Source organism: Pseudomonas sp. NFR16, assembly GCF_900108875.1.
Classification (GTDB): domain Bacteria; phylum Pseudomonadota; class Gammaproteobacteria; order Pseudomonadales; family Pseudomonadaceae; genus Aquipseudomonas.
The window spans coordinates 511,018-531,598 of record NZ_FNYJ01000001.1 but is presented as its reverse complement, the minus strand read 5'-3'; the positions used below and the strand labels follow the sequence as shown (position 1 = coordinate 531,598).

Here is a 20,581-nt window from a genome sequence, read left to right as displayed (position 1 = left end):
GGCGGAAGAAAATTTCTAGTGGGCGGCCCCACCATCGAGCATTGCCCGCACCTTGCACAAGAACTCGACCAGCTGGAAAGGTTTGATGATCATGTCCATCCCTTCGCCGAGAAAGTGTTGCCGGTTCAGGGCGTTTTCGGCGTAGCCCGTCATGAACAGCACAGGCAGTTCCGGACGCCAGCCACGCACCAGGCGGGCCATCTCGCGGCCATTCATCTGCGGCATGCCGACGTCGGTAAGTAACAGGTCGATCGACCGATCCTGCTCCATGATCGACAGCGCGGTATTGACGTCCGCGGCCTGCGTGCAACGATACCCGGCATCGGTAAGCACTTCATTGACGAACATGCGCACCGAAGCAGTGTCCTCGACGATCAGGATATGCTCCCCGGCGCCCAGCTCGGCCGGGACGGGCGCGAGCTGCGGCGGCACGCTCTGCTCGACGGCGGCCGGCAGCATCAGGGTCACTTCAGTGCCGTGGCCAACGACGCTGCGAATGTTCACGTCGCCGCCGGACTGACGGGCGAATCCATAGATGGTCGAGAGTCCCAGCCCGGTGCCCTCGCCAATTGGCTTGGTGGTAAAGAACGGGTCGAACACTTTATCGATCAGGTGATGTTCGATGCCCACGCCATCGTCGCGCACCGTGAGGGCGATGTAGGCGCCGTCTTCCATGCGCGAGTGGCCCTGGGAGTAGGCTTCGAACGTGCTGATCCAGATATTGCCGCCCTCGGGCAGCGCGTCGCGCGCGTTGATCACCAGGTTAAGCACGGCACTTTCCAGTTGCCCGGAATCGACCATCGCAATCGCGCTGCGTGAGGTCAGTTCGAGGGTCAGGCCGATACGCTTGCCGATGGTCCGGCTCAGCAGATCCTCCAATGAGCGCACGTGCTGATTGATGTCGGTAGGTTGCGTGTCAAGCGGCTGCTGACGAGCGAAGGCCAGCAACCGTTGAGTCAACGCCGAGGCACTTCTGGCTGACGCCAGCGCTGCATCGGCGTAAGTCAGCACTTTTTCCGGGCGGGCGTCTTCGGTGCGTTTCTTGATCAGCTCAAGTCCGGTGACGATGCCGGTCAGCAAGTTGTTGAAGTCGTGAGCGATGCCGCCGGTCAGTTTGCCGATGGCGTCCATTTTCTGCGCCTGCAGCAGCTGTTCTTCGGTCCTGGCGCGCTCGGCGACTTCATGGGCCAATTGACTGTTGACTGAATCGAGCTGACGCAGATGCGACTGTTCGCGACGCCGATGCTCGGTGACGTCTTCGATGAACACCAGGCTCAGCCCGGTGGCACGGTAAGGCGACACTTGCCACTCGGTTTCCCGCACGTCGCCCTTGACGCGCATGCTCAGCGTGCCTTTCCAGCGTTCGCCCGCGACCAGCGCTTCGCGAAGGCCGGCGAGAACTGCCTCCTGATCCTCGCTGAAACACTGCATCAGGCTGTGTTCTTCAGGGCCCTGACTGATCAACTGAGCGAACGCGTGGTTGCATTCGTGGACCGCAAAATCGCCGTCCATGACCGCAATCGGCGCAGAGACGTTGACGAAAATCTCGCGAAAACGCTCCTCGCTTTCGCGCAACGCGAATTCCGTGTCGCGCACGCGCAGCAGCGTGCGCAACGTTGCCAGCAGCACATCAGGATCGACCGGATGGACCAGATAGGCGTCGGCGCCGGCTTCCAGACCGGTCACGATATCGCCGGTCTGAATCGATGCTGCCGAGACGTGTACGACTGGCAACAGCGCGGTCCGCGGTTCGGTGCGCAGCTGGCGAACGATGTCGAAGCCGCTCATGTCCGGCAGATTGACGTCCAGGATCAACGCATCGGGAATCCGCGCAGCGATCAGTGCAAGCCCCTCGGTACCTGTCCCCGCTTCCAGCACAGTGAAGCCTTGACGCTCCATGCGCCTGCGCAGCGCGTAGCGGGTCGCAGCGTTGTCATCGACGATCAGCAGCCGTGTCTCAGCTTTCATCAATGTGCTCCTGAGCCAGCGCCAGCGGGATGACCACGTAGAATGTCGAACCGACGCCAGGCTGACTCTCGACGCCCACACGGCCGCCCAACAGTTCGCCGAAGCGCTTGCACAGTGACAGCCCCAGTCCGGTTCCGCGCAGGCGTTTCTGCAGCGGCGAATCGACCTGGACAAAATCTTCGAACAGCGCGCCGTGCAGTTCTTCCGGGATGCCGATGCCGGTGTCACTCACTGCGAATCTGATCGCCTGCTCATTTTCCAGTCGCGCCGACACCCGGACTTCACCCCGCTGGGTGAACTTCAGGGAGTTGGAAATAAAATTGCGCAGGATCTGCGCGAGCTTTTTGTCATCGGTATACAACCTCGGCAGGCCGACCGGCTCTTCGAAAATCAGGTCCACGGCGGACGTGTCGACGATGGGCCTGAACATGCCGCGCAACGCCGAAAACAGGTCGAACATGTCGAACCAGGCAGGCGAAATGCTGATCCGCCCGGCTTCGATCTTGGCCAGGTCCAGCAGGTCGTCGACCATGTCGCTCAACTCGCGCGCCGCGGTGCTGACGAACGACACCTGCTTGTGCTGCTCAGGACTCAACGGGCCGTCGAGTTCATCCGACAGCAGGCTGGCGATGCTGAGGATCGAGCCCAGCGGCGTGCGGAACTCGTGGCTCATGTAAGACAGGAAACGGCTCTTCAGGTCCGAGGCCTGGCGCAACTGGTCGGCCTGCATGTCCAGTTCGGCATACAAGGCCAGAACGCCCTGGTTGGTTTCATCCAGTTCGGCGCGCAGCGCATCAGCCTCTGCACGCAGCCGTGAAAGCTCGGCCGACGTTTCGGGAGCGTTGCGGGCGGGGTTGTCAGTCATCGAGCGTCTCCAGAACCATCACCAATACCGTTACATCATCCCTGCCCCGACAATAATCGCGGTGCAGCACTGCTGCGATAATCGCGGGGTGTCGGTACATCAGACCCGGATAGTCGCGAAGATTCCAACGCGATTGCAGGCCATCGCTGTACATGATCAACAACTGCCCCGCGCACTGGGGATAGTCCACCGCAGCCACCTTCCGGTATTGCAGGCCGACGATGCCCGGGTGCGATGGCAGGCCGCGCGGGCGGTCCTCGCCAAGCAGCGTCGCGCCGATGTTGCCAATGCCGATGAAGCGCAGTCTGTCTGCCTCACCGTCGAACTGCGCCAGTGCAACGGCACCACCACGGCTGCCGCGCATGTCATGGTGAATGTCGTCGAGCAGCACGCCGGGATCGGCGAACGGCTCCCGGTTGAACGCCCTGGCGCCCGCCATTGCCGCATCTTCGGCTTCAGGGCCGTGACCCAGGCCGTCGATCATCAGCACACTGACACGCCGACCCGCCATCGCGACTTCCCACACATCTCCGCAGGCAGGATCGTCGTGCAACGAATGCTGGGTGATGCCCAGACGCAGGTCATTGAAGCGCGCGGCGCGGGGATAGAACCGGGTCAGCAGGACGGTCCCGCGGCTGTCGGTGTGCACGTCGAACACCTGCGCCTGACGCAGGATCGAACCCAGGCCGATACCTTGCGTGCCGCGGGTAGAAAAGCCATCGGCCAGGCAGTCCTGCAGATCGAAACCCTGCCCCCGATCGATGGCAATGACCTCAACGCCCGGGGCTGAACCCGGCAGCGTCCGGAGGTGCAGCTCGCCATTGCTGGCATGCTTGAGGATATTGCTGGCCAGTTCGGTGACGACCAATGCCACGCGACCGGCGTCGGTGGCATCGAAACCCTGCTGCTCGGCCAGTTTTTGCGCGGTTCGCCGTGCGTGTCCTACCTGGCTGCTGTCTTCAATCGGCAATACAAGCGTCAGGCTGCTGTGCAGGTTCAAGTCCATTTACAGATCGTCACACGAGTGCCTTCGCCCGGCGCCGTGTCCAGTTCAAAGTCATCGACCAGACGCTTGGCGCCGGTCAGCCCCAGGCCCAGCCCTCCGCCCGACGTCCAGCCATCGGTCATGGCCAGCTTGAGGTCGGGAATGCCGGGCCCTTCGTCGCGAAAGGTCAGGCGCAGACCCGTGCGCGTGCCTTCCTCGACGATCTGCCAGTCCATGTCACCGCCGCCGCCGTAGACCATCGTGTTGCGTGCCAGCTCGCTGACCGCTGTCACCAGCTTGGTCAGGTCGATCAGGCGCATGCCACAGTCCTGCGCCAGCTTGCGTGCCGTTTGCCGGGCAAGCACGACGTCCTGTTCGATCTGAATGCTCTGAGTGCCGCTGCTGCGCACGTTCATTGGGAACAGGCCCGCTCGCGCAGCAGTTTCATGCCGCGTTCGACGTTCAACGCGGTGCTGACACCCGGCAGCGTCATGCCCAGTTCGACCAGGGTGATTGCCACCGCCGGCTGCATCCCGACCAGCACGGTTTCGGCGTCCATGATCCGGGAGAGGCCCGAAATCATGCCGATCATGCGGCCGATGAACGAGTCGACCATGTCCAGTGCGGAGATGTCGATCAACACGCCGCGTGCCGAAGTCCGGCTGATGCGCTCGGACAGGTCGTCCTGCAGCGTCAGCGCCAACTGGTCATGCATATCGACCTGAATCGTGACCAGCAGAAAGTCACCCATCTGCAGAATAGGAATTCGCTCCATTGGCTCATACCGCCTTGGTGACGGTCACGCCCAGACGGCGCAAGGCCAGTGCAAGCGCATCGGCCAGGTTGGCTTTCGTCACCACGCCTTGCAGATCCAGACCCAGATGGACGATGGTCTGGGCGATCTGTGGGCGCACGCCGCTGATGATGCAATCGGCACCCATCAGGCGAATCGCCGTCACGGTCTTGAGCAGGTGCTGAGCGACCAGGGTGTCGACGGTTGGCACGCCAGTAATGTCGATGATGGCGATTTCCGAGCCAGTGTCGACGATGCGCTGCAACAGCGACTCCATCACCACCTGCGTGCGCTGGGAATCCAGGGTGCCGATCATCGGCAGCGCCAGCACGCCTTCCCACAGCTTCACCACCGGCGTGGACAGCTCCAGCAGCTCTTCCTGCTGGCGCTTGATCACCGCTTCGCGGGATTTCTGGTACGTGCGGATGGTGTGCATGCCGAGCACGTCCAGCAGTTGCGAGATTTCCCACAGCTGCTCGGCGAGCAACGCAGGCTGGTCGGCGTATTGCGCCTGCAACTGAGCGAATACCGGACCTTTGAGGGCAAAGATGAAACTCGCGGTCTGCTGGGAGTCCTGACCCGCGATGGCGCGCTGCTGCGAAAGCTTTTCGAGGAACTGACGGATTTCATCCCATTCGGCGGTGGTGATGTTATGCGTGCTGCGTTTTTCCAGAACTGAAATAAGCAATCGCAAGAATTCGGTTGTCTGCTGACGAATGTCGTCCGCTTTAAGATTGCGCGTTGCACCGCTCGCTTCCAGGTCCGCTTGCCAGTGAGAGGCCAATTGCGACTCGGAACGTTTGAGAGAGTCCACGGTGGTTTGTTGCAGTGCTGCCATGAGGTTGGCTCCAGATGATTGCGCGTCGATGGCTCTGATCGACAACAGCGGACCTACGAAAGTACGGGGAAGTCGATCCGGATGCGTCCAGATCGGGGTTCTAAACCATTAAATGCAAAGCATTTTCGCGGGCGCGAACAGGCGTGACGAAATACGCGGTCGCCGACTTGGTGTCAAGGTAACATCACCCGACGGGAATGGTTCCATTATTCCTCCCGATCAACGGAACAATTTCAGGCCGTCGTCACTGTGAGGGCGCGAGGTGTTCGCGGGAACTATAGTCGGAGATCCGAGCGACATCGAAAAAGGCACCGATGCAATGCAATTGCGCAATCAGTTCAGCGACGGTGCGCACGGTCGTCAAGTCCGCGATGGACTGATCGTCGACCGGCACCGCGACAGGCCCGGTGCTACGGTCGAAGATTTTCAGCATCGGCTTCCCGTTGGGCTTGACCGTTCACTCACAGGCCAGCGGCAGAAATTGCTCTCCAGCGTCCTGCGCAGCTCTGGGGTGAGCAGCATCGAATCCCCTCCTTGTGATCGAAGTCGGCGGACCGTCAAAGTGCGCAGGCCGATGGCTGAGTGAAGGTGGGCGGTGAGATGTCGGGACGCCCAGGCGATCACGCTGTGCGCTGCGTCACAAAAGACTGTCTGTGACCTGGGCGTAGATCGAAAACGCGCCAAGCAGAAACCAGAACGCACTGAACAGCCAGGGCGTGCGCATAGAGAACAGCAGCGACTTGCGATAGCCTTTCTCGCTTGACTCGTGCTCCGAAAACAACGGTGAATCGTCATAGGCCAACCCCATTGCCGGCTGGCTGCGCAGCAATTGGCTCTGCTTGAAGTGCCAATGATCGATGATCTCGTACGCCGCGCGGATACCGGGCCAGGCATGCATCGAGCTGATCAGCCCAAGCAACGTCAGAAACGGCGGGACCACCAGCGTGAACAGCTTGCCCCACTCGGGATTCAGGTTTGCCATCGATGACGCGAAGGCAATGACCAGAAACGATTGAGCTGACAGATAGGCGTTGGTGCGATTGGAGAGGATCGCGGTTTCGTACTGGATTTCCTTTCGATAGAAATCCAGGCGATCTTTTGGCGAGCCAAACAAAAGCGCGTCAGCGGTCTGGCTGTCGGAAACAGGGGTACTGCTCGTGATGATATTGGATGCGGGGGAATCACCAATCAAAACCTGAGGCTCCTGAGCGTTAGATAAGCAGCGCCGGACCGGATCTCATTTCCGGCCCGGCGCAGAAACGGTGAAATCAACGCAGATCGTCCGACAGCGGTGTCGGCTGGTCTGGCTTGGGCGCCTGTGCCGACGGCGGCTCGTTCCAGTCATCAGGTCGCTGGTCCTTGTGCTGTTCATGCTCCCTGAGTTCTTCGCGGTAATCCTCGTCTTCAAGCGCATCCGGATCCAGATCGGCTTCGGCAGGGGACGATGGCGTAACCGGTGGAACATCCACGGGCATGGCAGGATCGACTGGCATAAACACCTCCTCGGGACGAACCCGGAAAATCCGGGCGTTGCAGCTTTGAGGCACTTAAGGCGAAGGCGTGCGGAAAAATGGACGGACGGCGTCCGGCTTCATCTATTTGAGCCTTCCGGATGCGCGCCCCATGCAGCGCACCCGACGCTCGTCAACACGCTGGGCGAACCAAGCGGTGGTCAGCTTGCGGGTGATTTTCGGGCTTTCAAGCACGATCCCCGGCAGGATCGCCCGCGGCAGCGGCTTGCCTGCAGCCTTGTCGGCCAGCGCGAAGACCTTTCGGTACAGATCGGTCTCCTCGAACTCCAAGGTTTCACCCTTCTCCAACTGGCTGCGAATGGTCGGATTGCGCATGTTCAACTGTTCATGAAGGCTGCGCACCGCCAGTTCCGTTTGCCCCAGCGACGGGGTGAAGCCGTAGCTGATCAGGTCGCCGTCCAGCGCCAGACGCTTGCCCGAAAGCCGTGCCACTGCGCTTTGAAAGGCAGCGTTGCGGCTGGCGTACCAGCCGGCATTGAAGTCGGCGAAGCGATAAAGCGGTTTGTCGTAACTCACCGGGTAGCCCAGCAAATGGGCGATCCCGAAGTACATGCCGCCGCGACGGCTGAACACTTCATGGCGGATCGAGCTTTCGACGGGGTACGGGTAATCCTGTGCCTGATGCTCGGCGAATTCGATGCTGACCTGCATCGGCCCTGCGGTGTGCACCGGATTGAGGTTGCCGAACAACGTACGGCCCAACGGCACCAGCCCGATGAAATCGTCGAAGATCATGCTCAGGTCTTTTTCGGTACGGGCCGCCGCCAGACGCTGGTTGTAGGTCTTGCCAGTGGACGAGCGAATGTCCAGCGCACTGCGCACAATCAGGTTGGGAATGTGCAGCTTGCTCGCCCGGCGATCGATTTCGTCCTGCGCGATCTTGCCCATGCCAGGTACCGCAGGGTCGACCTGAAAGTTGGATTCCTGTTCGGTCACGGCCAGCACCGAACACAGGTTTTCGACGGTGGGGTCGATGTTCTGCGCTTCGAACGCGCGATAGATATCGGTGGCCCAGCCCTGGCGGTCGGGCACGCTGGCAGGCAATAACCGGACGATCTCGCTGCGCACCACCTCGGGCGCCGGCGGCGGCGCTTGATCGGGCCGCGAGCTGCAACCCGCCAGCAGCGTGACCATGATCAGGCTGCTCGCGGCGGGAATGTGTCGGAAGAATCCTTTCGCGGGCATGAGTCCTCGCTGTTCGCTCAAGTGGGTGGCGGGATATGGACAGCGTGGCGCGATAAGTGACTCATTTGCGGCTCAGTCGAGCGCTGAGTCTGTTAAGCCCTGACAGCCCAAGCAGCCTGGAAACGGACCGCCTCTTCCGTTCTGCAGCGAGGCTGACTGCCTCCAACCTCGGAACGAACGGCTTCAACAGCGTCGCCCTGATTCCTGTGCAGCGCAGCCGTGGCACCTTCGATCACGATCAGCGGCCCTTGATTCGTCCTCCTGAAAGAGTACGATTGCGTGACGTTGTACGATGACGTATAACAAATGCTTCGTATTGAGTTGCCTTTCAACATTCATCACGAGCCTCTAATAAAAATGAAAAGACACACACTCCCCCGCGCTGTACATGCCTTTGCATCAACCCCTCCCGATTTTCCAGCCGCTTTAAGACGCCTTCGCACGACAAGATTGTGATGCCTGGCAGCCCATGCCCATGCCTCGCCGCTGTCTGATTTCAAACGTCGTCTGACAACTCAGTCCCACGCTCGGGCCTTCGCGCTCGCGCCACCATTCCACGCACCCTGCCATCAGGGGACGGAGAGACCATGGACCCAAGAATAACAATCATCCTTTGCCTGACCGCCGGCTACTTCATCGTCATGTCCTACATCGGCTACAGCGTGCGCAAACACGCTAAAAGCAGCGATGGCTTCACCGGCGGCGGACGCAGTTTTCCTCCCTTTCTGATCGGCGCCCTGCTGCTGTCGGAGTTCATCGGCAGCTCGGTCAGCATCGGCACCGCGCAGAAAGGTTTCGAAGCCGGAATCTCGGCGGCCTGGAACCTGGTGGCGCTGTCGTTGGGCTTCCTGTTGCTCGCTTTGGTGCTGGCCAAGAAATACCGCGACACTGGCCTCAACACCATCTCCGGGATCCTGGCGCAGAACTACGGCCAAGGCACACGCTACGCCGCATCGGTCCTCACCATCTGCGCGCTGAGTATTGTGTCGGTGGCCTTGTACGCCAGCGGCGGCGCGGTCCTTGCAGCCGTGCTCAATATCGACAAAACCCTGGCGATCCTGCTGGTCGGCGTCATCACGGTCTTTTACGTCAGCGTCGGCGGCATGCGCTCGGTGGTCTACACCAATTTCGTGCACGCGGTGATCAAGTACATCGGCATCGTCCTGGCCCTCGCTTTCGCGCTCAACGCCAGCGGCGGCATCGGTGCGCTGCAAGCGAAGCTTCCGGCAACCATGTTTGACTTCACAGGCGTGGGCTGGGGCCAGATCTTCGCGTGGATGATCGGCGGTGTCGGCTCGATCTTCGCGACCCAATACGTGATTCAGGCGCTGGTCAGCACCAAAGACGAGAAAACCGCCAAGCGCGCCTGCTTCTATGTGTCCTCGCTGATGATTCCATTTGGCATCATGGCCGCTGGCATCGGCATGTGCAGCGCCTACCTGTATCCGGGAATCAAATCCATTGACGCCTTCCCTGCCCTGATCGCCCACATGCCGACCTTCTCGGCGAGCCTTGTGGTCATCGGCCTGGCCGGCGCGCTGTTCGGCGGCATTTCGGCCAACACCCTCGCGTCTGCCACTTTGGCGATGAAAGACTTCTACGACCCCTTCTTCAACAAGGAAAAGAGCGATCGGAAATCGGTGATTTTCATTCGCCTGGCGATCGTTGTGATCGGCTTCCTGCCCCTGATCCTGGCGCTGTACGCCGACAAGATCCTGCTGATCGCTTTCCTCGGCAAAGCCTTGCGCGCCACCCTCGCGGTGATCGTGCTGATGTGCTTCTACGCGCCAAAGTTCGGCACCGGAGGCGGCGCACTGGCGGGTGTGATCCTCTCGGTGATCTCTACGATCGGCTGGTTCCTGGCCGGCAACCCTTACGGCATCGACAGTTCGTACTTCGCCCTGTTCGCGCCACTGCTGACCATGGCCATCGCCGAGTTGCTCAAATCGGGCCGCTCCGAGGCGCAACCTGTGTTAAACAAGAACGGCTGAAGACGTCATCCGCACGTGCAATCAGGCTGCGGCCCGGTCGACGGAGCCGCAGCGCAAGGAGGAAACAATGAGCGACAAGAAAGCCGATGTTCTGGTCTGGGGCCCGATGCATGCGGCATTGACGCAGAATCTGGATCGCGATTTCGCGGTGCACAACCGCTGGGAGATCAAGGACCTCGACGCCTGGGCGGCCGAGCATGGCGACAAGGTGCGCGGCGTGATCACCAGTGGTGTGTACGGCACCGACAACGCGATTCTGGACCGCTTACCCAATCTGCAAGTGGTCAACAGCTTTGGCGTGGGCTACGACGCCGTCGATACCGAATATCTCGCGCGTCGCGGCATTCAGTTGAGCAACACGCCGGACGTGCTGAACAACGCCGTCGCGGAAACTGCCATGGCGCTGATGCTGTGCGTGTCGCGGCGCATCAGCGAAGCCGAACGCTTCATACGGGCAGGCAAATGGCCGTCCGGCAAATTCCCGCTGGGCAATGACTTGTGTGGCAAAACCTGCGGCATCGTCGGCCTGGGCAAGATCGGCAAGACCATCGCCAAGCGCGCGGCAGCGTTCGAGATGAACATCGCCTACTATCGACGCGGCAAGGCGTATCCCGACGTTTCCTACACACATTACGCCGACCTGCAAGCGCTCGCGAAGGCGTCGGACTACCTCATCGTGATCGTGCCGGGCGGCCCGGACACCCAGCATCTGATCAACCGCGACGTTCTCAAGGCGCTCGGCCCGTCGTCCTACCTGATCAACGTCGCACGGGGCTCGGTGGTTGACGAGCAGGCGTTGGTGGCGTCGCTGCTGGAGTCGGAAATCGCCGGCGCGGGCCTGGACGTGTTCGAAGACGAACCGAACGTGCCCGCCGAACTGCTCTCGCTGGACAGCGTGGTGCTGACCCCGCACATTGGTTCGGGCACTTACGAAACACGCCAGGCCATGGCCGATCTGGTGTTTGCCAACATCAGCGCCTTCTTCGCCGACGGCTCGCTGGTGACACCCGTTTCGCTGTAAGCCACGTTGCAACAATTCAGCCTGTCGACGGCAACGGTGTGCGCTTCGTTGCCGGTCGGCAGATTGACTGGATCTCATGTCATCCTTTGCGCTCACAACGGCCTTCTGTAACACGACCGTAGGTCAGTCTTCACACCCCCTTCTCAACTTTTCCGGATAATGCCGGTCCAACCGCCCCGAACACGATCACGCTTTACGGGAGAGCCCTGTTTGAATATTGCCGGCGTCATTTTCGACTGCGACGGAACCCTGGTGGACAGCGAACGCCTCGCGGCCGGGCTTCTGCGGGACATTCTGCTGGAGCATGAAGTCTCCCTGACCCTCGATGAGGTACTGCAGCGCTTTCGTGGCGTGCAGTTCGCGTTGTGCATGGAAGGCCTGTGCCGCGATTATCCGTGGCTGCCCAACATCGAGATCGTCAACGCCTTCCGCGCCCGCACGCTGCCGCTGCTGCAGGATCAACTTGAAGAAATGCCGGGCGCCGTGGAGTTCGTGCGCGGGCTGACGCTGCCCAAGTGCGTGGCCTCCAACGGCCCGCGCAGTAAAATCGAAACCTGTCTGAGCACGGTAGGCCTGCTGGACGTGTTCCATGGTTTGATTGTCAGTGCGTATGAGGTTGAAGCGTGGAAGCCCTCGCCCGTTCTGATCGAGCACGCTGCCGGGCTGCTCGGGCTCTGTGCAGCTGAATGCCTGCTGGTCGAAGACAGCATTCCGGGTGTACAGGCCGGGCTGGGCGCGGGCGCTCAGGTCGCAGGCTATGGCGACACCGACTTTTCGGCGTTTCTCGGTCACGCCAACTTTCATCCGGTGAAAGATTTCGGTGAGTTGAAGGATCTGGTGCAGCGCATCAGTTGAGCACCCGACCGGTCTGAACGCCGGGTCTTCTTCGTTCCAGTCGTCATTCCGCGCATCTGGCATGACCGCGCGCGAACTTCCACTCATACGGCGCTTGTTCGCCGCCCCGGAACTCGATACTGTACATAAAAACAGTATCGAGAAAATCCATGCAGCTGATCGACAAGCTGAGCATCCTCGCTGACGCGGCCAAATACGACGCCTCCTGCGCCAGCAGCGCAGCGCCTAAACGCAGCTCCGAAGGCAAGTCCGGCATCGGATCGAGCACCGGCATGGGAATCTGCCACAGCTACACACCTGACGGCCGCTGTGTGTCGTTGCTGAAAATTCTGCTCACCAACTTCTGTCTGTACGACTGCCAGTATTGCGTCAACCGACGCTCCAGCGATGTGCCGAGAGCGCGTTTCAGCCCTGAAGAAGTGGTCACGCTGACTCTGGATTTCTATCGCCGTAACTGCGTCAGCGGGCTTTTCCTCAGCTCCGGCATCATTCGCTCGGCCGACTACACCATGGAACAACTGGTGCGTGTCGCCCGACTGCTGCGCGAAGAGCACGAATTTCGCGGCTACATTCACCTCAAGACCATCCCCGAAGCCGACCCGGCGCTGATCGAGGAAGCTGGCCGATACGCTGACCGCCTCAGCGTCAATATCGAATTGCCGACGCAGGCAGGCTTGCAGACCCTGGCCCCCGAGAAAGAAATGGGTTCGATCAGACAGGCCATGCAGACCATTTACACCGGTCAGCAGACCATTCTCAATGAACCCAAGGCGCCGCGCTTCACGCCTGCCGGGCAAAGTACGCAGATGATCGTAGGCGCCGATGCCACCGACGACAGCACGCTGTTGCACACTGCCGAGTCGCTGTACGGCGACTTCCGCCTGAAGCGGGTTTACTACTCGGCGTTCAGCCCGATCCCCAACAGTCCGAAAAGCGTGCCACTCGCCGCCCCGCCGCTGCTGCGCGAGCATCGCCTGTATCAGGCAGACTTTCTCCTGCGCGGGTATGGCTATCGTGCAACCGAGCTGCTTCAAGGTCCCGGCGATCTGGCGCTGGACATCGATCCGAAACTGGCCTGGGCGCTGGAGCATCGAGAGGTTTTCCCGCTTGACCTCAATCGCGCGGAACCGGCGATGATCGCGCGCATTCCGGGGATCGGCATTCGCACCACCAAACGCCTGATCGAGCTGCGCCGTCAGCGGCGCATCCGTTATGAAGACCTGACGCGCCTGCGCTGCGTGCTGGCCAAGGCACGTCCGTTCATCATCACCAGCGACTACCACCCTCGTCAGGCAGAAACTTCCAGCGTGGCCCTGCGCGAACAGTTGCGCGACCGTCCGCAACCACAGCAGATGGCGCTCTGGGCATGATCATTCTCGATTGCGAGGACCGCTTCGACACCTGGCGACAGCAGGCGCGCTGGTTGCTCAGTCATCAGATCGATCCGGATCAGGTCAGTTGGAGCGTGGCGCAGGACGCCGATCTCTTCGCCAGCGACACGCATTATCCCGAGCAAGCCGGTCCGTTTCAGGCGCGTATTCCTCTGGCGCTGCTGGAGCTGCTGCAGAACGCCGGGCAATATTGCGGCGATCAGCGCTGGAGCCTGTTGTATGAAGTGCTCTGGCGCGTGAGTCACGGTGACCGGACCGCCATGCTGGCGGGTGACAAACTCGGCAGCGAGTTGCATCGACGGCTCAAGCAAGTCAGCCGTGAAGCGCATCATCTTCATGCGTTTCTGCGTTTCGTCGCCCTGCCGGTCAGCGAGGAAGCCGAAGACCTGGCGGCGAAGGCCGCGTTGCTGGAAATGGAAACGCTGCCCGAATACGTGGCCTGGCACGAACCGGCCCACGACATTCTGCGCAGCGCCAGCGAGCACTTCATCGGCCGCATGGGCCGACACCGCTGGATGATCGCGACCCCCAAAGACGGCGTCTTCTACGACGGGCAGCGGTTGATCCATCAGCGTGAATGCCCGCCGGCCTGGCAAGCCCTGGCGCGTAACGCCGAGGACCCACACGGGCAACTGTGGCTGACGTATTACAGCCACATCTTCAACCCTGCGCGACTCAATCCCAAAGTCATGCAAGGCCATCTGCCAACACGGTTCTGGAAAAACCTGCCCGAAGGTCCGTTGATCCCGGCGCTTATCAGTGAAGCGCGCACCGGCAAGCAACGGGATGGTCAGGCAAAGCAGATCGGCGAGCGCCGCGGCAAGGTCATCAAGGGTAATGCCTGACGTCAGGCGCTTATTGTTGATGCACCGCGGTCTGCATGCCTGCCGTGCTCATTGGCGCGCCGAGCGTGCTGCCGAAGAATTCCACTGCCTCGGCACTGAGGTTGCGGTGAATATCCTCGCGGTCGACGCCCAGTGCATCAGTGCACAGACCCGGCTGAGTGGCGCGCTGTTCGTCATCGCACGGCGCCATGAAGACAAAATGCCCGGCCCCGGCCAGTAATTTGAAATCCGAGACTTCGGGCAGCTTGCGCGCCAGCGCCTCTGCGTTCTTGTCGATGGCCAGCAATTCATCGCCATCGCCGCTGTACAGCAACACCGGCACATGCACGTCGGACAGCGTGTGACGACCGAACATCAGCCCCAGCGGCGCCATCAGCATCAGCGCGCCGACCCGTGGATCGGCCTGAGCGTGCAGGTCATCGCGATCGGCGAGCAGTTCACCCTGGGTTTTGCAGGCGTCTCTGTCCTGCGGGCGTTCCATGCAGTAATGGCGTAACCGCTGCAGATCCGGCTGAGCACCCGCGAGGATCAATGCGGTCTCGCCACCCGCCGAATAACCGATGACACCGACGCGGCGGGCACTGATGTAAGGCGACAGCATGGGATCGAGCAGCGCCGCGCTGATCGCTTCGGAAATCTGCAGCGGCCGGCCGTAGAGATTGCTCAGGCTGCCCAGCCGGCTGTGATCGAGGTAGTTGTCACCGGGGTGAAAAACCGCCACCACGACAAACCCCTTGCGCGCCAGCGACGTCGCCAGATCATGCTGGGCCAGCGGCGTGCCGGTATTGCCATGGGAAAGCATCAGCAGCGGAAAACGGCCCATGGCGATGCGGGCGTCTTCGGTGGCCTCAATCGGATACCCCTGAACGCGGGTCACGTGTTCTTCGTCGGTCGACGGATAAAAGGCGAAGGCATGCATGGGCCGGGAATCCAGCGGATCCAGAAAGGTCAGCTCGTGGAAGCCCACGCTCCACGCGTCCGACTCTGCGGCTTGCACCGAAATCATGCCGCTGAACAGGCTGATTATCATCACTGCACAAAGACGCATCATTGCAATGCCCCTCACCTTATCAATCCGTGCTTGTCGAATCAGACGCAGCGGGTCTGAGTTCCCTATAAAACGGTGTCTGTGGCTATCTGACCGAGCGGCATCGATAACATTCAGAAACGTTGTTAGATCAATAGTGCACAAGGCGGGCCAAGCTCAGAAAAACGGGCGCGTCGGCCGGGCTTGTCACTTTGCCGGCAGGATCGGCGGCGATTTTACTGCCCTGGGAGCAAGGTTACTCGCAAAGAAATCGCAAAGTCTGTCGCTTGACTGAACACATCGACGGCAAACCGAAAGACGCATTGCCTAAACGACGAAAGCCCCGTCAACCGGGGCTTGGGGCCTGGATGACGGGGCTTACAGTCTGGCTCGCGCTCAAGCGTGCCGATCAGCGGCACGTCTCACGGCATCAGGCGAACAGTGTTTCGTCGATGTGTTTCTGCGCGGCGGCCATGGCTGCGACACGTGGCTCGTCGCCGTAGGCCAGGCCGTGGGCGAACACGAACTGCAGGTCAGTCACGCCGATGAAACCGAACAGCACCTTGAGCAGGTCTTCGTGACCGACGCTGGTGGGCTGACCGACATGCAGGCCGCCGGCGGTGGACACGATCACCACTTTCTTGCCTTTGCACAGGCCTTCCGGACCGGCTTCGGTGTAGCGGAACGTGCGGCCTGCAACGGTGATGCGATCGATCCAGGCTTTCAACTGGCTCGGGATGGTGAAGTTGTACATCGGTGCGCCGATGACGACGACGTCCGCCGACAGGAATTCTTCCAGCGTGGCTTCATTGGTTTCCACTTCCAGCTTCTGCGCCGCGTCGCGACCTTCTGCCGGCGTGCCGGCAGCGGCCAGTGTGGCGCCGGAGAAGTGGCTCAGTGCGTCGTTGGCCAGGTCACGGTAGACCACCTGAGTGTCAGGCGTCGTTGCGGTGAACGACTGGACCACGCTGCGGCTCAGCTGACGCGAAGCGGAGTGATCGCCAAGGATGCTGGAATCAATGTGCAACAGTTTCATAACGTGCTTCCCAAGTGAAGAATCGCGACGGGGCGACTGAATGGCGATCATCCTACCTTGCAAGTCAATGGCTGATTAGTCAGCGAAACTGCGATAGATCGTTCCATTAACAGGACAATGGGGTGACCGACGCGCGGATTATCGCCCTCTATGCGTACTCATACTTCAAGAATCAGCACGGCTGACCAATAGCCCTGAAACCGGTTTCACATTCAGTCATAATATCGTCCCTGCAATCGGCAGAACCCGTATTTCCCCGATCGATTCAAGCCGTGACGTGCAGCGGGATGCCGCTCCACGACCAGCATTTCACTTCAATACGATGACCTGTGAGGATCAAATGGACGACAGCCACTCCATCCCCGACGGAGGCCGCCGGGACTTTCTGCGCAAAGGCCTGACGATGATTCCGGCGGTGACCCTGGCCAGTACAGGGCTTGGCGTCACAGCCCAACAACTCATGGCTGCGCCGACAGCTCCGGCCCCCGCCAACGCTCATGTGCCCGCGACGCCCGCGTCTGGCGATTATCACCCGGCATTCTTCACCGCCGAGGAATGGGCGTTTCTGCAGGCTGCGGTGTCCAGGATCATCCCGGCCGACGAACACGGCCCGGGAGCGCTGGAAGCCGGCGCAGCGGAGTACATTGATCGCCAGATGAACACGCCCTACGCCACCGGTGCGCAGTGGTACATGCAAGGCCCGTTCGTGACCGATGCGCCCGCCGAAATGGGTTATCAGCTGCAATTGAACCCGCAACAGATCTATCGCCTCGGCATCGCCGCGACAGATGCGTGGTGCCTGACGCAGATGAAAAAAAATTTCGCCGCGCAAGACAGCGCTACCCGAGACCAGATTCTCGGCAAGATCGAAGCAGGAGAGCTGCATTTCGATGAGCTCCCGGCCAAAGCGTTCTTCAGCCTGCTGGTGCAGAACACCCGCGAAGGGTTCTTCTGCGATCCGGTTCACGGCGGCAACAAGGACATGGTCGGTTGGCGACAGATCGGTTTTCCCGGCGCGCGCGCCGACTTCATGGACTGGGTAGAGCGCAACGAAGCGTATCCCTTCCCTCCCGTGTCCATCCGTGGCGAGAGGGCTTGAGTCGTGGCCAATGAAATGAAGAAAGTGGACGCGGTGATCGTCGGATTTGGCTGGGCTGGCGCGATCATGGCCAAAGAGCTTACTGAAGCCGGCTTGCAGGTTGTCGCCCTCGAACGCGGTCCCATGCAGGACACCTATCCAGACGGCAACTACCCGCAGGTCATCGATGAGCTGACTTACAGCGTGCGCAAGAAACTGTTCGTCGACGTCTCGAAGGAAACCGTAACCATCCGCCACAGCGTCAATGATGTGGCCCTGCCCAACCGCCAACTGGGTGCTTTCCTGCCTGGCAAGGGCGTGGGCGGCGCAGGTCTGCATTGGTCGGGCGTGCATTTTCGTGTCGATCCGATCGAACTGCGCATGCGCAGCCACTACGAGGAACGGTACGGCAAGAAATTCATACCCGAAGGCATGACCATCCAGGACTTCGGTGTCAGCTACGAAGAGCTGGAGCCGTATTTCGATTTCGCGGAAAAGGTCTTCGGCACTTCGGGCCAGGCCTGGACCGTCAACGGCCAGGTCGTCGGCGAGGGCAAGGGCGGCAATCCTTACGCGCCCGACCGCTCCAATCCGTTCCCGCTGCCGTCGCAGAAAAACGTGGTTTCCGCGCAGATCTTCCAGAAGGCCACCACCGAACTGGGCTACAAGCCTTACAACCTGCCGTCGGCCAACACCTCGGGGCCCTACACCAATCCGTATGGCGCGCAGATGGGGCCGTGCAACTTTTGCGGGTTCTGCAGCGGCTATGTCTGCTACATGTATTCCAAGGCCTCGCCGAACGTCAACATCCTGCCCGCGCTGCGCCAGGTGCCGAATTTCGAGCTGCGCACCAACGCCCACGTGCTGCGGGTCAATCTGGACGACACCCGGCGCAAGGCCACCGGCGTCACCTACATCGATGCCCAAGGGCGCGAAGTCGTGCAGCCGGCCGATCTGGTGATCCTCGCCGCGTTCCAGTTCAACAACGTCCGTCTGATGCTGCTGTCGGGCATCGGCAAGCCTTATGACCCGATCAAGAACGAAGGCGTCGTGGGCCGCAACTTTGCTTACCAGAACATGGGCACCGTCAAGGCGTTCTTCGACAAGGACACCTACACCAACAACTTCATCGGCGCGGGCGGCAACGGCGTTGCGATCGACGACTTCAACGCGGACAACTTCGATCATGGCCCCCACGGCTTCGTCGGCGGTTCGCCGATGTGGGTCAACCAGGCCGGCAGTCGTCCTATCGCCGGTGTCGCCAACCCGCCCGGCACCCCGACCTGGGGCAGCGGCTGGAAGAAAGCGACCATCGACTATTACACCCATCAATTGTCGATGGACGCCCATGGCGCGCATCAGTCCTACCGCGGCAATTACCTGGACCTCGATCCGACCTATCGCGACGCGTATGGCCAGCCTCTCCTGCGCATGACGTTCGACTGGCAGGAAAACGACATCAAGATGAATCAGTTCATGGTCGAGAAGCTGACCAAGGTGGCTCAGGCCATGAATCCGAAAACCATTGCGGTGCTTGGCAAGAAGGTCAAGGAGCACTTCAACACGGCGAACTATCAGACCACCCACCTCAACGGCGGCGCGATCATGGGCACCGATCCGACGACCAGTGCGCTGAACCGCTACCTGCAATGCTGGGACGTGCACAACGTGTTCGTGCCGGGCGCTTCCGCGTTCCCGCAAGGCCTGGGTTACAACCCGACTGGCCTGGTGGCGGCGCTGACGTACTGGTCTGCCCGGGCGATCCGCGAGCAGTACCTGAAAAACCCCGGCCCGCTGGTGCAGGCTTAAGGAGCGATGAGCATGAAAACACTGTTGATCGCCTCTGTGCTGTTCAGCGCCAGTACGTGCGTGCTGGCAGCCGACGACGACGCGCTTGTCAAAAAGGGCGAATACCTGGCGCGAGCCGGTGATTGCGTGGCCTGTCACACCGCCAAGGGCGGCAAGCCGTTTGCCGGCGGCTTACCGATGGAAACGCCGATCGGTACGGTGTACTCCACCAACATCACGCCGGATCCGACCGGCATCGGCCAGTACAGCTTCGAAGACTTCGATCAGGCCGTGCGGCACGGCATCGGCAAAAGCGGCAGCACGCTTTACCCGGCGATGCCCTTCCCGTCCTACGCGCGGGTCAGCGATGACGACATGCATGCGCTGTATGCGTATTTCATGAAGGGCGTCGCGCCTGTCGCCGAGCCGAACAAACCCACGGACATCCCCTGGCCGCTGAGCATGCGCTGGCCCCTGTCGATCTGGCGCAGCCTGTTCGCTCCGCCGGTGAAGGCTTTCGAGCCGACGGCCAGTGCTGATGCAGTGGTCAACCGCGGCGCCTATCTGGTCGAGGGGCTGGGTCATTGCGGCGCCTGTCACACACCGCGCGCACTGACGATGCAGGAAAAAGCACTGACCCCGGCCGAAGGCAGCCAGTTTCTGGCCGGCAGCGCGCCGCTCGAAGGCTGGATTGCCAAAAACCTGCGCGGCGACCACAAGGATGGCCTGGGCAGCTGGAGCGAAGACGACCTGATGCAGTTCCTCAAGACCGGCCGCAGTGACCGCAGCGCGGTGTTCGGTGGCATGAGCGATGTGGTCGAGCACAGCATGCAGTACATGAGCGATGCCGACCTCAGAGCCATTGCCCGCTATCTGAAGACGCTGCCTGCCAGCAATCCGGACGACAAGCCGCATGTCTATGACAGGCAGGTCGCCGATGCGCTGTGGAAAGGCGACGACAGCAAACCGGGGGCGTCGGTCTACATCGACAACTGTGCAGCGTGCCACCGCACCGATGGCCAGGGCTACACCCGGGTCTTCCCAGCGCTTGCCGGTAATCCGGTGGTTCAGACGGCCGATCCGACTTCGCTGATTCACGTGGTGCTGGCAGGCGGCACCGTCCCGGCGACCCATACGGCACCTTCGAACTTCACCATGCCGGCATTCGCCTGGCGCCTGAACGACGAGAAGGTCGCCGCCGTGGTGAACTTCATTCGTACCAGTTGGGGCAACCAGGCCAGCGAAGTGACGGCCGATGACGTCGCCAGGCTGCGCAGCAGCGACATGAAAACCACCTCAGGCGATGACCTGGGCCAGGTGACCGGGCATTGAGTCCAGTCCTGACCGCCGCGCAGGTCTGAAGGTCTGATGGCAAAGCGCGCG

The 20,581-nt window shown here is 61.1% G+C and carries 20 protein-coding genes; 8 read left to right on the top strand and 12 right to left on the bottom strand.

Going from position 1 to position 20,581, the window contains the following annotated elements; genetic code table 11:
• Positions 1-15: 15 nt before the first annotated feature.
• From BMZ10_RS02495 to BMZ10_RS02450, 10 genes are all read right to left on the bottom strand, one after another.
• Complete coding sequence (locus BMZ10_RS02495) at positions 16-1,968, bottom strand: response regulator (RefSeq protein ID WP_093458467.1); 1,953 nt, start codon at positions 1,966-1,968, stop codon at positions 16-18.
• On the bottom strand, positions 1,958-2,833 hold the full coding sequence (locus BMZ10_RS02490) for a sensor histidine kinase (protein ID WP_093458466.1): 876 nt from the start codon (positions 2,831-2,833) through the stop codon (positions 1,958-1,960). Before BMZ10_RS02490 ends, BMZ10_RS02495 begins: the two co-directional genes overlap by 11 nt.
• On the bottom strand, positions 2,826-3,839 hold the full coding sequence (locus tag BMZ10_RS02485) for an ATP-binding protein (protein ID WP_177182028.1): 1,014 nt from the start codon (positions 3,837-3,839) through the stop codon (positions 2,826-2,828). Before BMZ10_RS02485 ends, BMZ10_RS02490 begins: the two co-directional genes overlap by 8 nt.
• The gene (locus BMZ10_RS02480) at positions 3,830-4,234 is read right to left on the bottom strand and encodes an anti-sigma regulatory factor (protein ID WP_093458465.1); all 405 of its coding nucleotides are present in this window, start codon (positions 4,232-4,234) and stop codon (positions 3,830-3,832) included. The genes BMZ10_RS02485 and BMZ10_RS02480 overlap by 10 nt, the downstream gene beginning before the upstream one ends.
• Positions 4,231-4,593 (bottom strand): STAS domain-containing protein, encoded by a 363-nt coding sequence (locus BMZ10_RS02475; protein ID WP_093458464.1) that lies wholly within the window; start codon positions 4,591-4,593, stop codon positions 4,231-4,233. The genes BMZ10_RS02480 and BMZ10_RS02475 overlap by 4 nt, the downstream gene beginning before the upstream one ends.
• Positions 4,594-4,597: 4 nt before the next feature.
• Positions 4,598-5,449 (bottom strand): STAS domain-containing protein, encoded by an 852-nt coding sequence (locus tag BMZ10_RS02470; protein ID WP_093458463.1) that lies wholly within the window; start codon positions 5,447-5,449, stop codon positions 4,598-4,600.
• Positions 5,450-5,693: 244 nt separating this feature from the next.
• Positions 5,694-5,882 carry a DUF1652 domain-containing protein gene (locus BMZ10_RS02465; protein ID WP_093458462.1) on the bottom strand — a complete coding sequence of 63 codons (189 nt, stop codon included), beginning with the start codon at positions 5,880-5,882 and terminating at the stop codon, positions 5,694-5,696.
• 204 nt (positions 5,883-6,086) lie between these two features.
• Positions 6,087-6,614 (bottom strand): hypothetical protein, encoded by a 528-nt coding sequence (locus BMZ10_RS02460; protein ID WP_093459912.1) that lies wholly within the window; start codon positions 6,612-6,614, stop codon positions 6,087-6,089.
• A gap of 103 nt (positions 6,615-6,717) precedes the next feature.
• The gene (locus tag BMZ10_RS02455) at positions 6,718-6,942 is read right to left on the bottom strand and encodes a hypothetical protein (protein WP_093458461.1); all 225 of its coding nucleotides are present in this window, start codon (positions 6,940-6,942) and stop codon (positions 6,718-6,720) included.
• Between the two features lie 102 nt (positions 6,943-7,044).
• Positions 7,045-8,166 (bottom strand): DUF1615 domain-containing protein, encoded by a 1,122-nt coding sequence (locus tag BMZ10_RS02450; RefSeq protein WP_093458460.1) that lies wholly within the window; start codon positions 8,164-8,166, stop codon positions 7,045-7,047.
• A gap of 587 nt (positions 8,167-8,753) precedes the next feature.
• On the opposite strand from BMZ10_RS02450, the gene BMZ10_RS02445 reads away from it, so the two are divergent.
• The 5 genes from BMZ10_RS02445 (at position 8,754) to BMZ10_RS02425 (ending at position 14,269) form a co-directional block, all read left to right on the top strand.
• Positions 8,754-10,157 (top strand): sodium:solute symporter family protein, encoded by a 1,404-nt coding sequence (locus tag BMZ10_RS02445; protein ID WP_093458459.1) that lies wholly within the window; start codon positions 8,754-8,756, stop codon positions 10,155-10,157.
• A 67-nt stretch (positions 10,158-10,224) separates the two neighbouring features.
• A complete protein-coding gene (locus BMZ10_RS02440; RefSeq protein ID WP_093458458.1) occupies positions 10,225-11,178 on the top strand; it encodes a 2-hydroxyacid dehydrogenase in 954 nt (317 codons plus the stop codon).
• A 210-nt stretch (positions 11,179-11,388) separates the two neighbouring features.
• Positions 11,389-12,033, top strand: a complete 645-nt coding sequence (locus tag BMZ10_RS02435; RefSeq protein WP_093458457.1) for an HAD family hydrolase — start codon at positions 11,389-11,391, stop codon at positions 12,031-12,033.
• A gap of 149 nt (positions 12,034-12,182) precedes the next feature.
• Entirely contained in the window at positions 12,183-13,403 is a 1,221-nt protein-coding gene (locus tag BMZ10_RS02430; RefSeq protein WP_093458456.1) for a putative DNA modification/repair radical SAM protein, read from the top strand.
• Positions 13,400-14,269, top strand: a complete 870-nt coding sequence (locus BMZ10_RS02425) for a TIGR03915 family putative DNA repair protein (protein WP_093458455.1) — start codon at positions 13,400-13,402, stop codon at positions 14,267-14,269. The genes BMZ10_RS02430 and BMZ10_RS02425 overlap by 4 nt, the downstream gene beginning before the upstream one ends.
• A gap of 10 nt (positions 14,270-14,279) precedes the next feature.
• On the opposite strand, the gene BMZ10_RS02420 is transcribed toward BMZ10_RS02425, so the two are convergent.
• Positions 14,280-15,320: an alpha/beta hydrolase family protein gene (locus BMZ10_RS02420; RefSeq protein WP_093458454.1), complete on the bottom strand. Its 1,041-nt coding sequence runs from the start codon at positions 15,318-15,320 to the stop codon at positions 14,280-14,282.
• A gap of 406 nt (positions 15,321-15,726) precedes the next feature.
• Entirely contained in the window at positions 15,727-16,332 is a 606-nt protein-coding gene (locus tag BMZ10_RS02415; RefSeq protein WP_093458453.1) for an FMN-dependent NADH-azoreductase, read from the bottom strand.
• Positions 16,333-16,672: 340 nt separating this feature from the next.
• Here BMZ10_RS02415 and BMZ10_RS02410 point away from each other — a divergent pair, with 340 nt between their 5' ends.
• The 3 genes from BMZ10_RS02410 to BMZ10_RS02400 are packed head-to-tail and all read left to right on the top strand — an operon-like array spanning position 16,673 to position 20,530.
• Entirely contained in the window at positions 16,673-17,431 is a 759-nt protein-coding gene (locus BMZ10_RS02410) for a gluconate 2-dehydrogenase subunit 3 family protein (protein ID WP_093458452.1), read from the top strand.
• A 15-nt stretch (positions 17,432-17,446) separates the two neighbouring features.
• Positions 17,447-19,219 (top strand): GMC family oxidoreductase, encoded by a 1,773-nt coding sequence (locus BMZ10_RS02405; RefSeq protein ID WP_371265934.1) that lies wholly within the window; start codon positions 17,447-17,449, stop codon positions 19,217-19,219.
• Between the two features lie 12 nt (positions 19,220-19,231).
• Positions 19,232-20,530: a cytochrome c gene (locus BMZ10_RS02400; RefSeq protein WP_093458450.1), complete on the top strand. Its 1,299-nt coding sequence runs from the start codon at positions 19,232-19,234 to the stop codon at positions 20,528-20,530.
• Positions 20,531-20,581 lie beyond the last annotated feature (51 nt).

Excerpts from the sequence above, each read along its gene's own strand:
- BMZ10_RS02410 (WP_093458452.1), top strand. The coding sequence starts at position 16,673 with ATGGACGACAGCCACTCCATCCCCGACGGAGGCCGCCGGGACTTTCTG.
- BMZ10_RS02400 (WP_093458450.1), top strand. The coding sequence starts at position 19,232 with ATGAAAACACTGTTGATCGCCTCTGTGCTGTTCAGCGCCAGTACGTGC.
- BMZ10_RS02430 (WP_093458456.1), top strand. The coding sequence starts at position 12,183 with ATGCAGCTGATCGACAAGCTGAGCATCCTCGCTGACGCGGCCAAATAC.
- BMZ10_RS02480 (WP_093458465.1), bottom strand. The coding sequence starts at position 4,234 with ATGAACGTGCGCAGCAGCGGCACTCAGAGCATTCAGATCGAACAGGAC.
- BMZ10_RS02470 (WP_093458463.1), bottom strand. The coding sequence starts at position 5,449 with ATGGCAGCACTGCAACAAACCACCGTGGACTCTCTCAAACGTTCCGAG.
- BMZ10_RS02475 (WP_093458464.1), bottom strand. The coding sequence starts at position 4,593 with ATGGAGCGAATTCCTATTCTGCAGATGGGTGACTTTCTGCTGGTCACG.
- BMZ10_RS02450 (WP_093458460.1), bottom strand. The coding sequence starts at position 8,166 with ATGCCCGCGAAAGGATTCTTCCGACACATTCCCGCCGCGAGCAGCCTG.
- BMZ10_RS02425 (WP_093458455.1), top strand. The coding sequence starts at position 13,400 with ATGATCATTCTCGATTGCGAGGACCGCTTCGACACCTGGCGACAGCAG.
- BMZ10_RS02420 (WP_093458454.1), bottom strand. The coding sequence starts at position 15,320 with ATGATGCGTCTTTGTGCAGTGATGATAATCAGCCTGTTCAGCGGCATG.
- BMZ10_RS02465 (WP_093458462.1), bottom strand. The coding sequence starts at position 5,882 with ATGCTGAAAATCTTCGACCGTAGCACCGGGCCTGTCGCGGTGCCGGTC.
- BMZ10_RS02490 (WP_093458466.1), bottom strand. The coding sequence starts at position 2,833 with ATGACTGACAACCCCGCCCGCAACGCTCCCGAAACGTCGGCCGAGCTT.
- BMZ10_RS02455 (WP_093458461.1), bottom strand. The coding sequence starts at position 6,942 with ATGCCAGTCGATCCTGCCATGCCCGTGGATGTTCCACCGGTTACGCCA.
- BMZ10_RS02495 (WP_093458467.1), bottom strand. The coding sequence starts at position 1,968 with ATGAAAGCTGAGACACGGCTGCTGATCGTCGATGACAACGCTGCGACC.
- BMZ10_RS02405 (WP_371265934.1), top strand. The coding sequence starts at position 17,447 with ATGAAGAAAGTGGACGCGGTGATCGTCGGATTTGGCTGGGCTGGCGCG.
- BMZ10_RS02485 (WP_177182028.1), bottom strand. The coding sequence starts at position 3,839 with ATGGACTTGAACCTGCACAGCAGCCTGACGCTTGTATTGCCGATTGAA.
- BMZ10_RS02415 (WP_093458453.1), bottom strand. The coding sequence starts at position 16,332 with ATGAAACTGTTGCACATTGATTCCAGCATCCTTGGCGATCACTCCGCT.
- BMZ10_RS02440 (WP_093458458.1), top strand. The coding sequence starts at position 10,225 with ATGAGCGACAAGAAAGCCGATGTTCTGGTCTGGGGCCCGATGCATGCG.
- BMZ10_RS02445 (WP_093458459.1), top strand. The coding sequence starts at position 8,754 with ATGGACCCAAGAATAACAATCATCCTTTGCCTGACCGCCGGCTACTTC.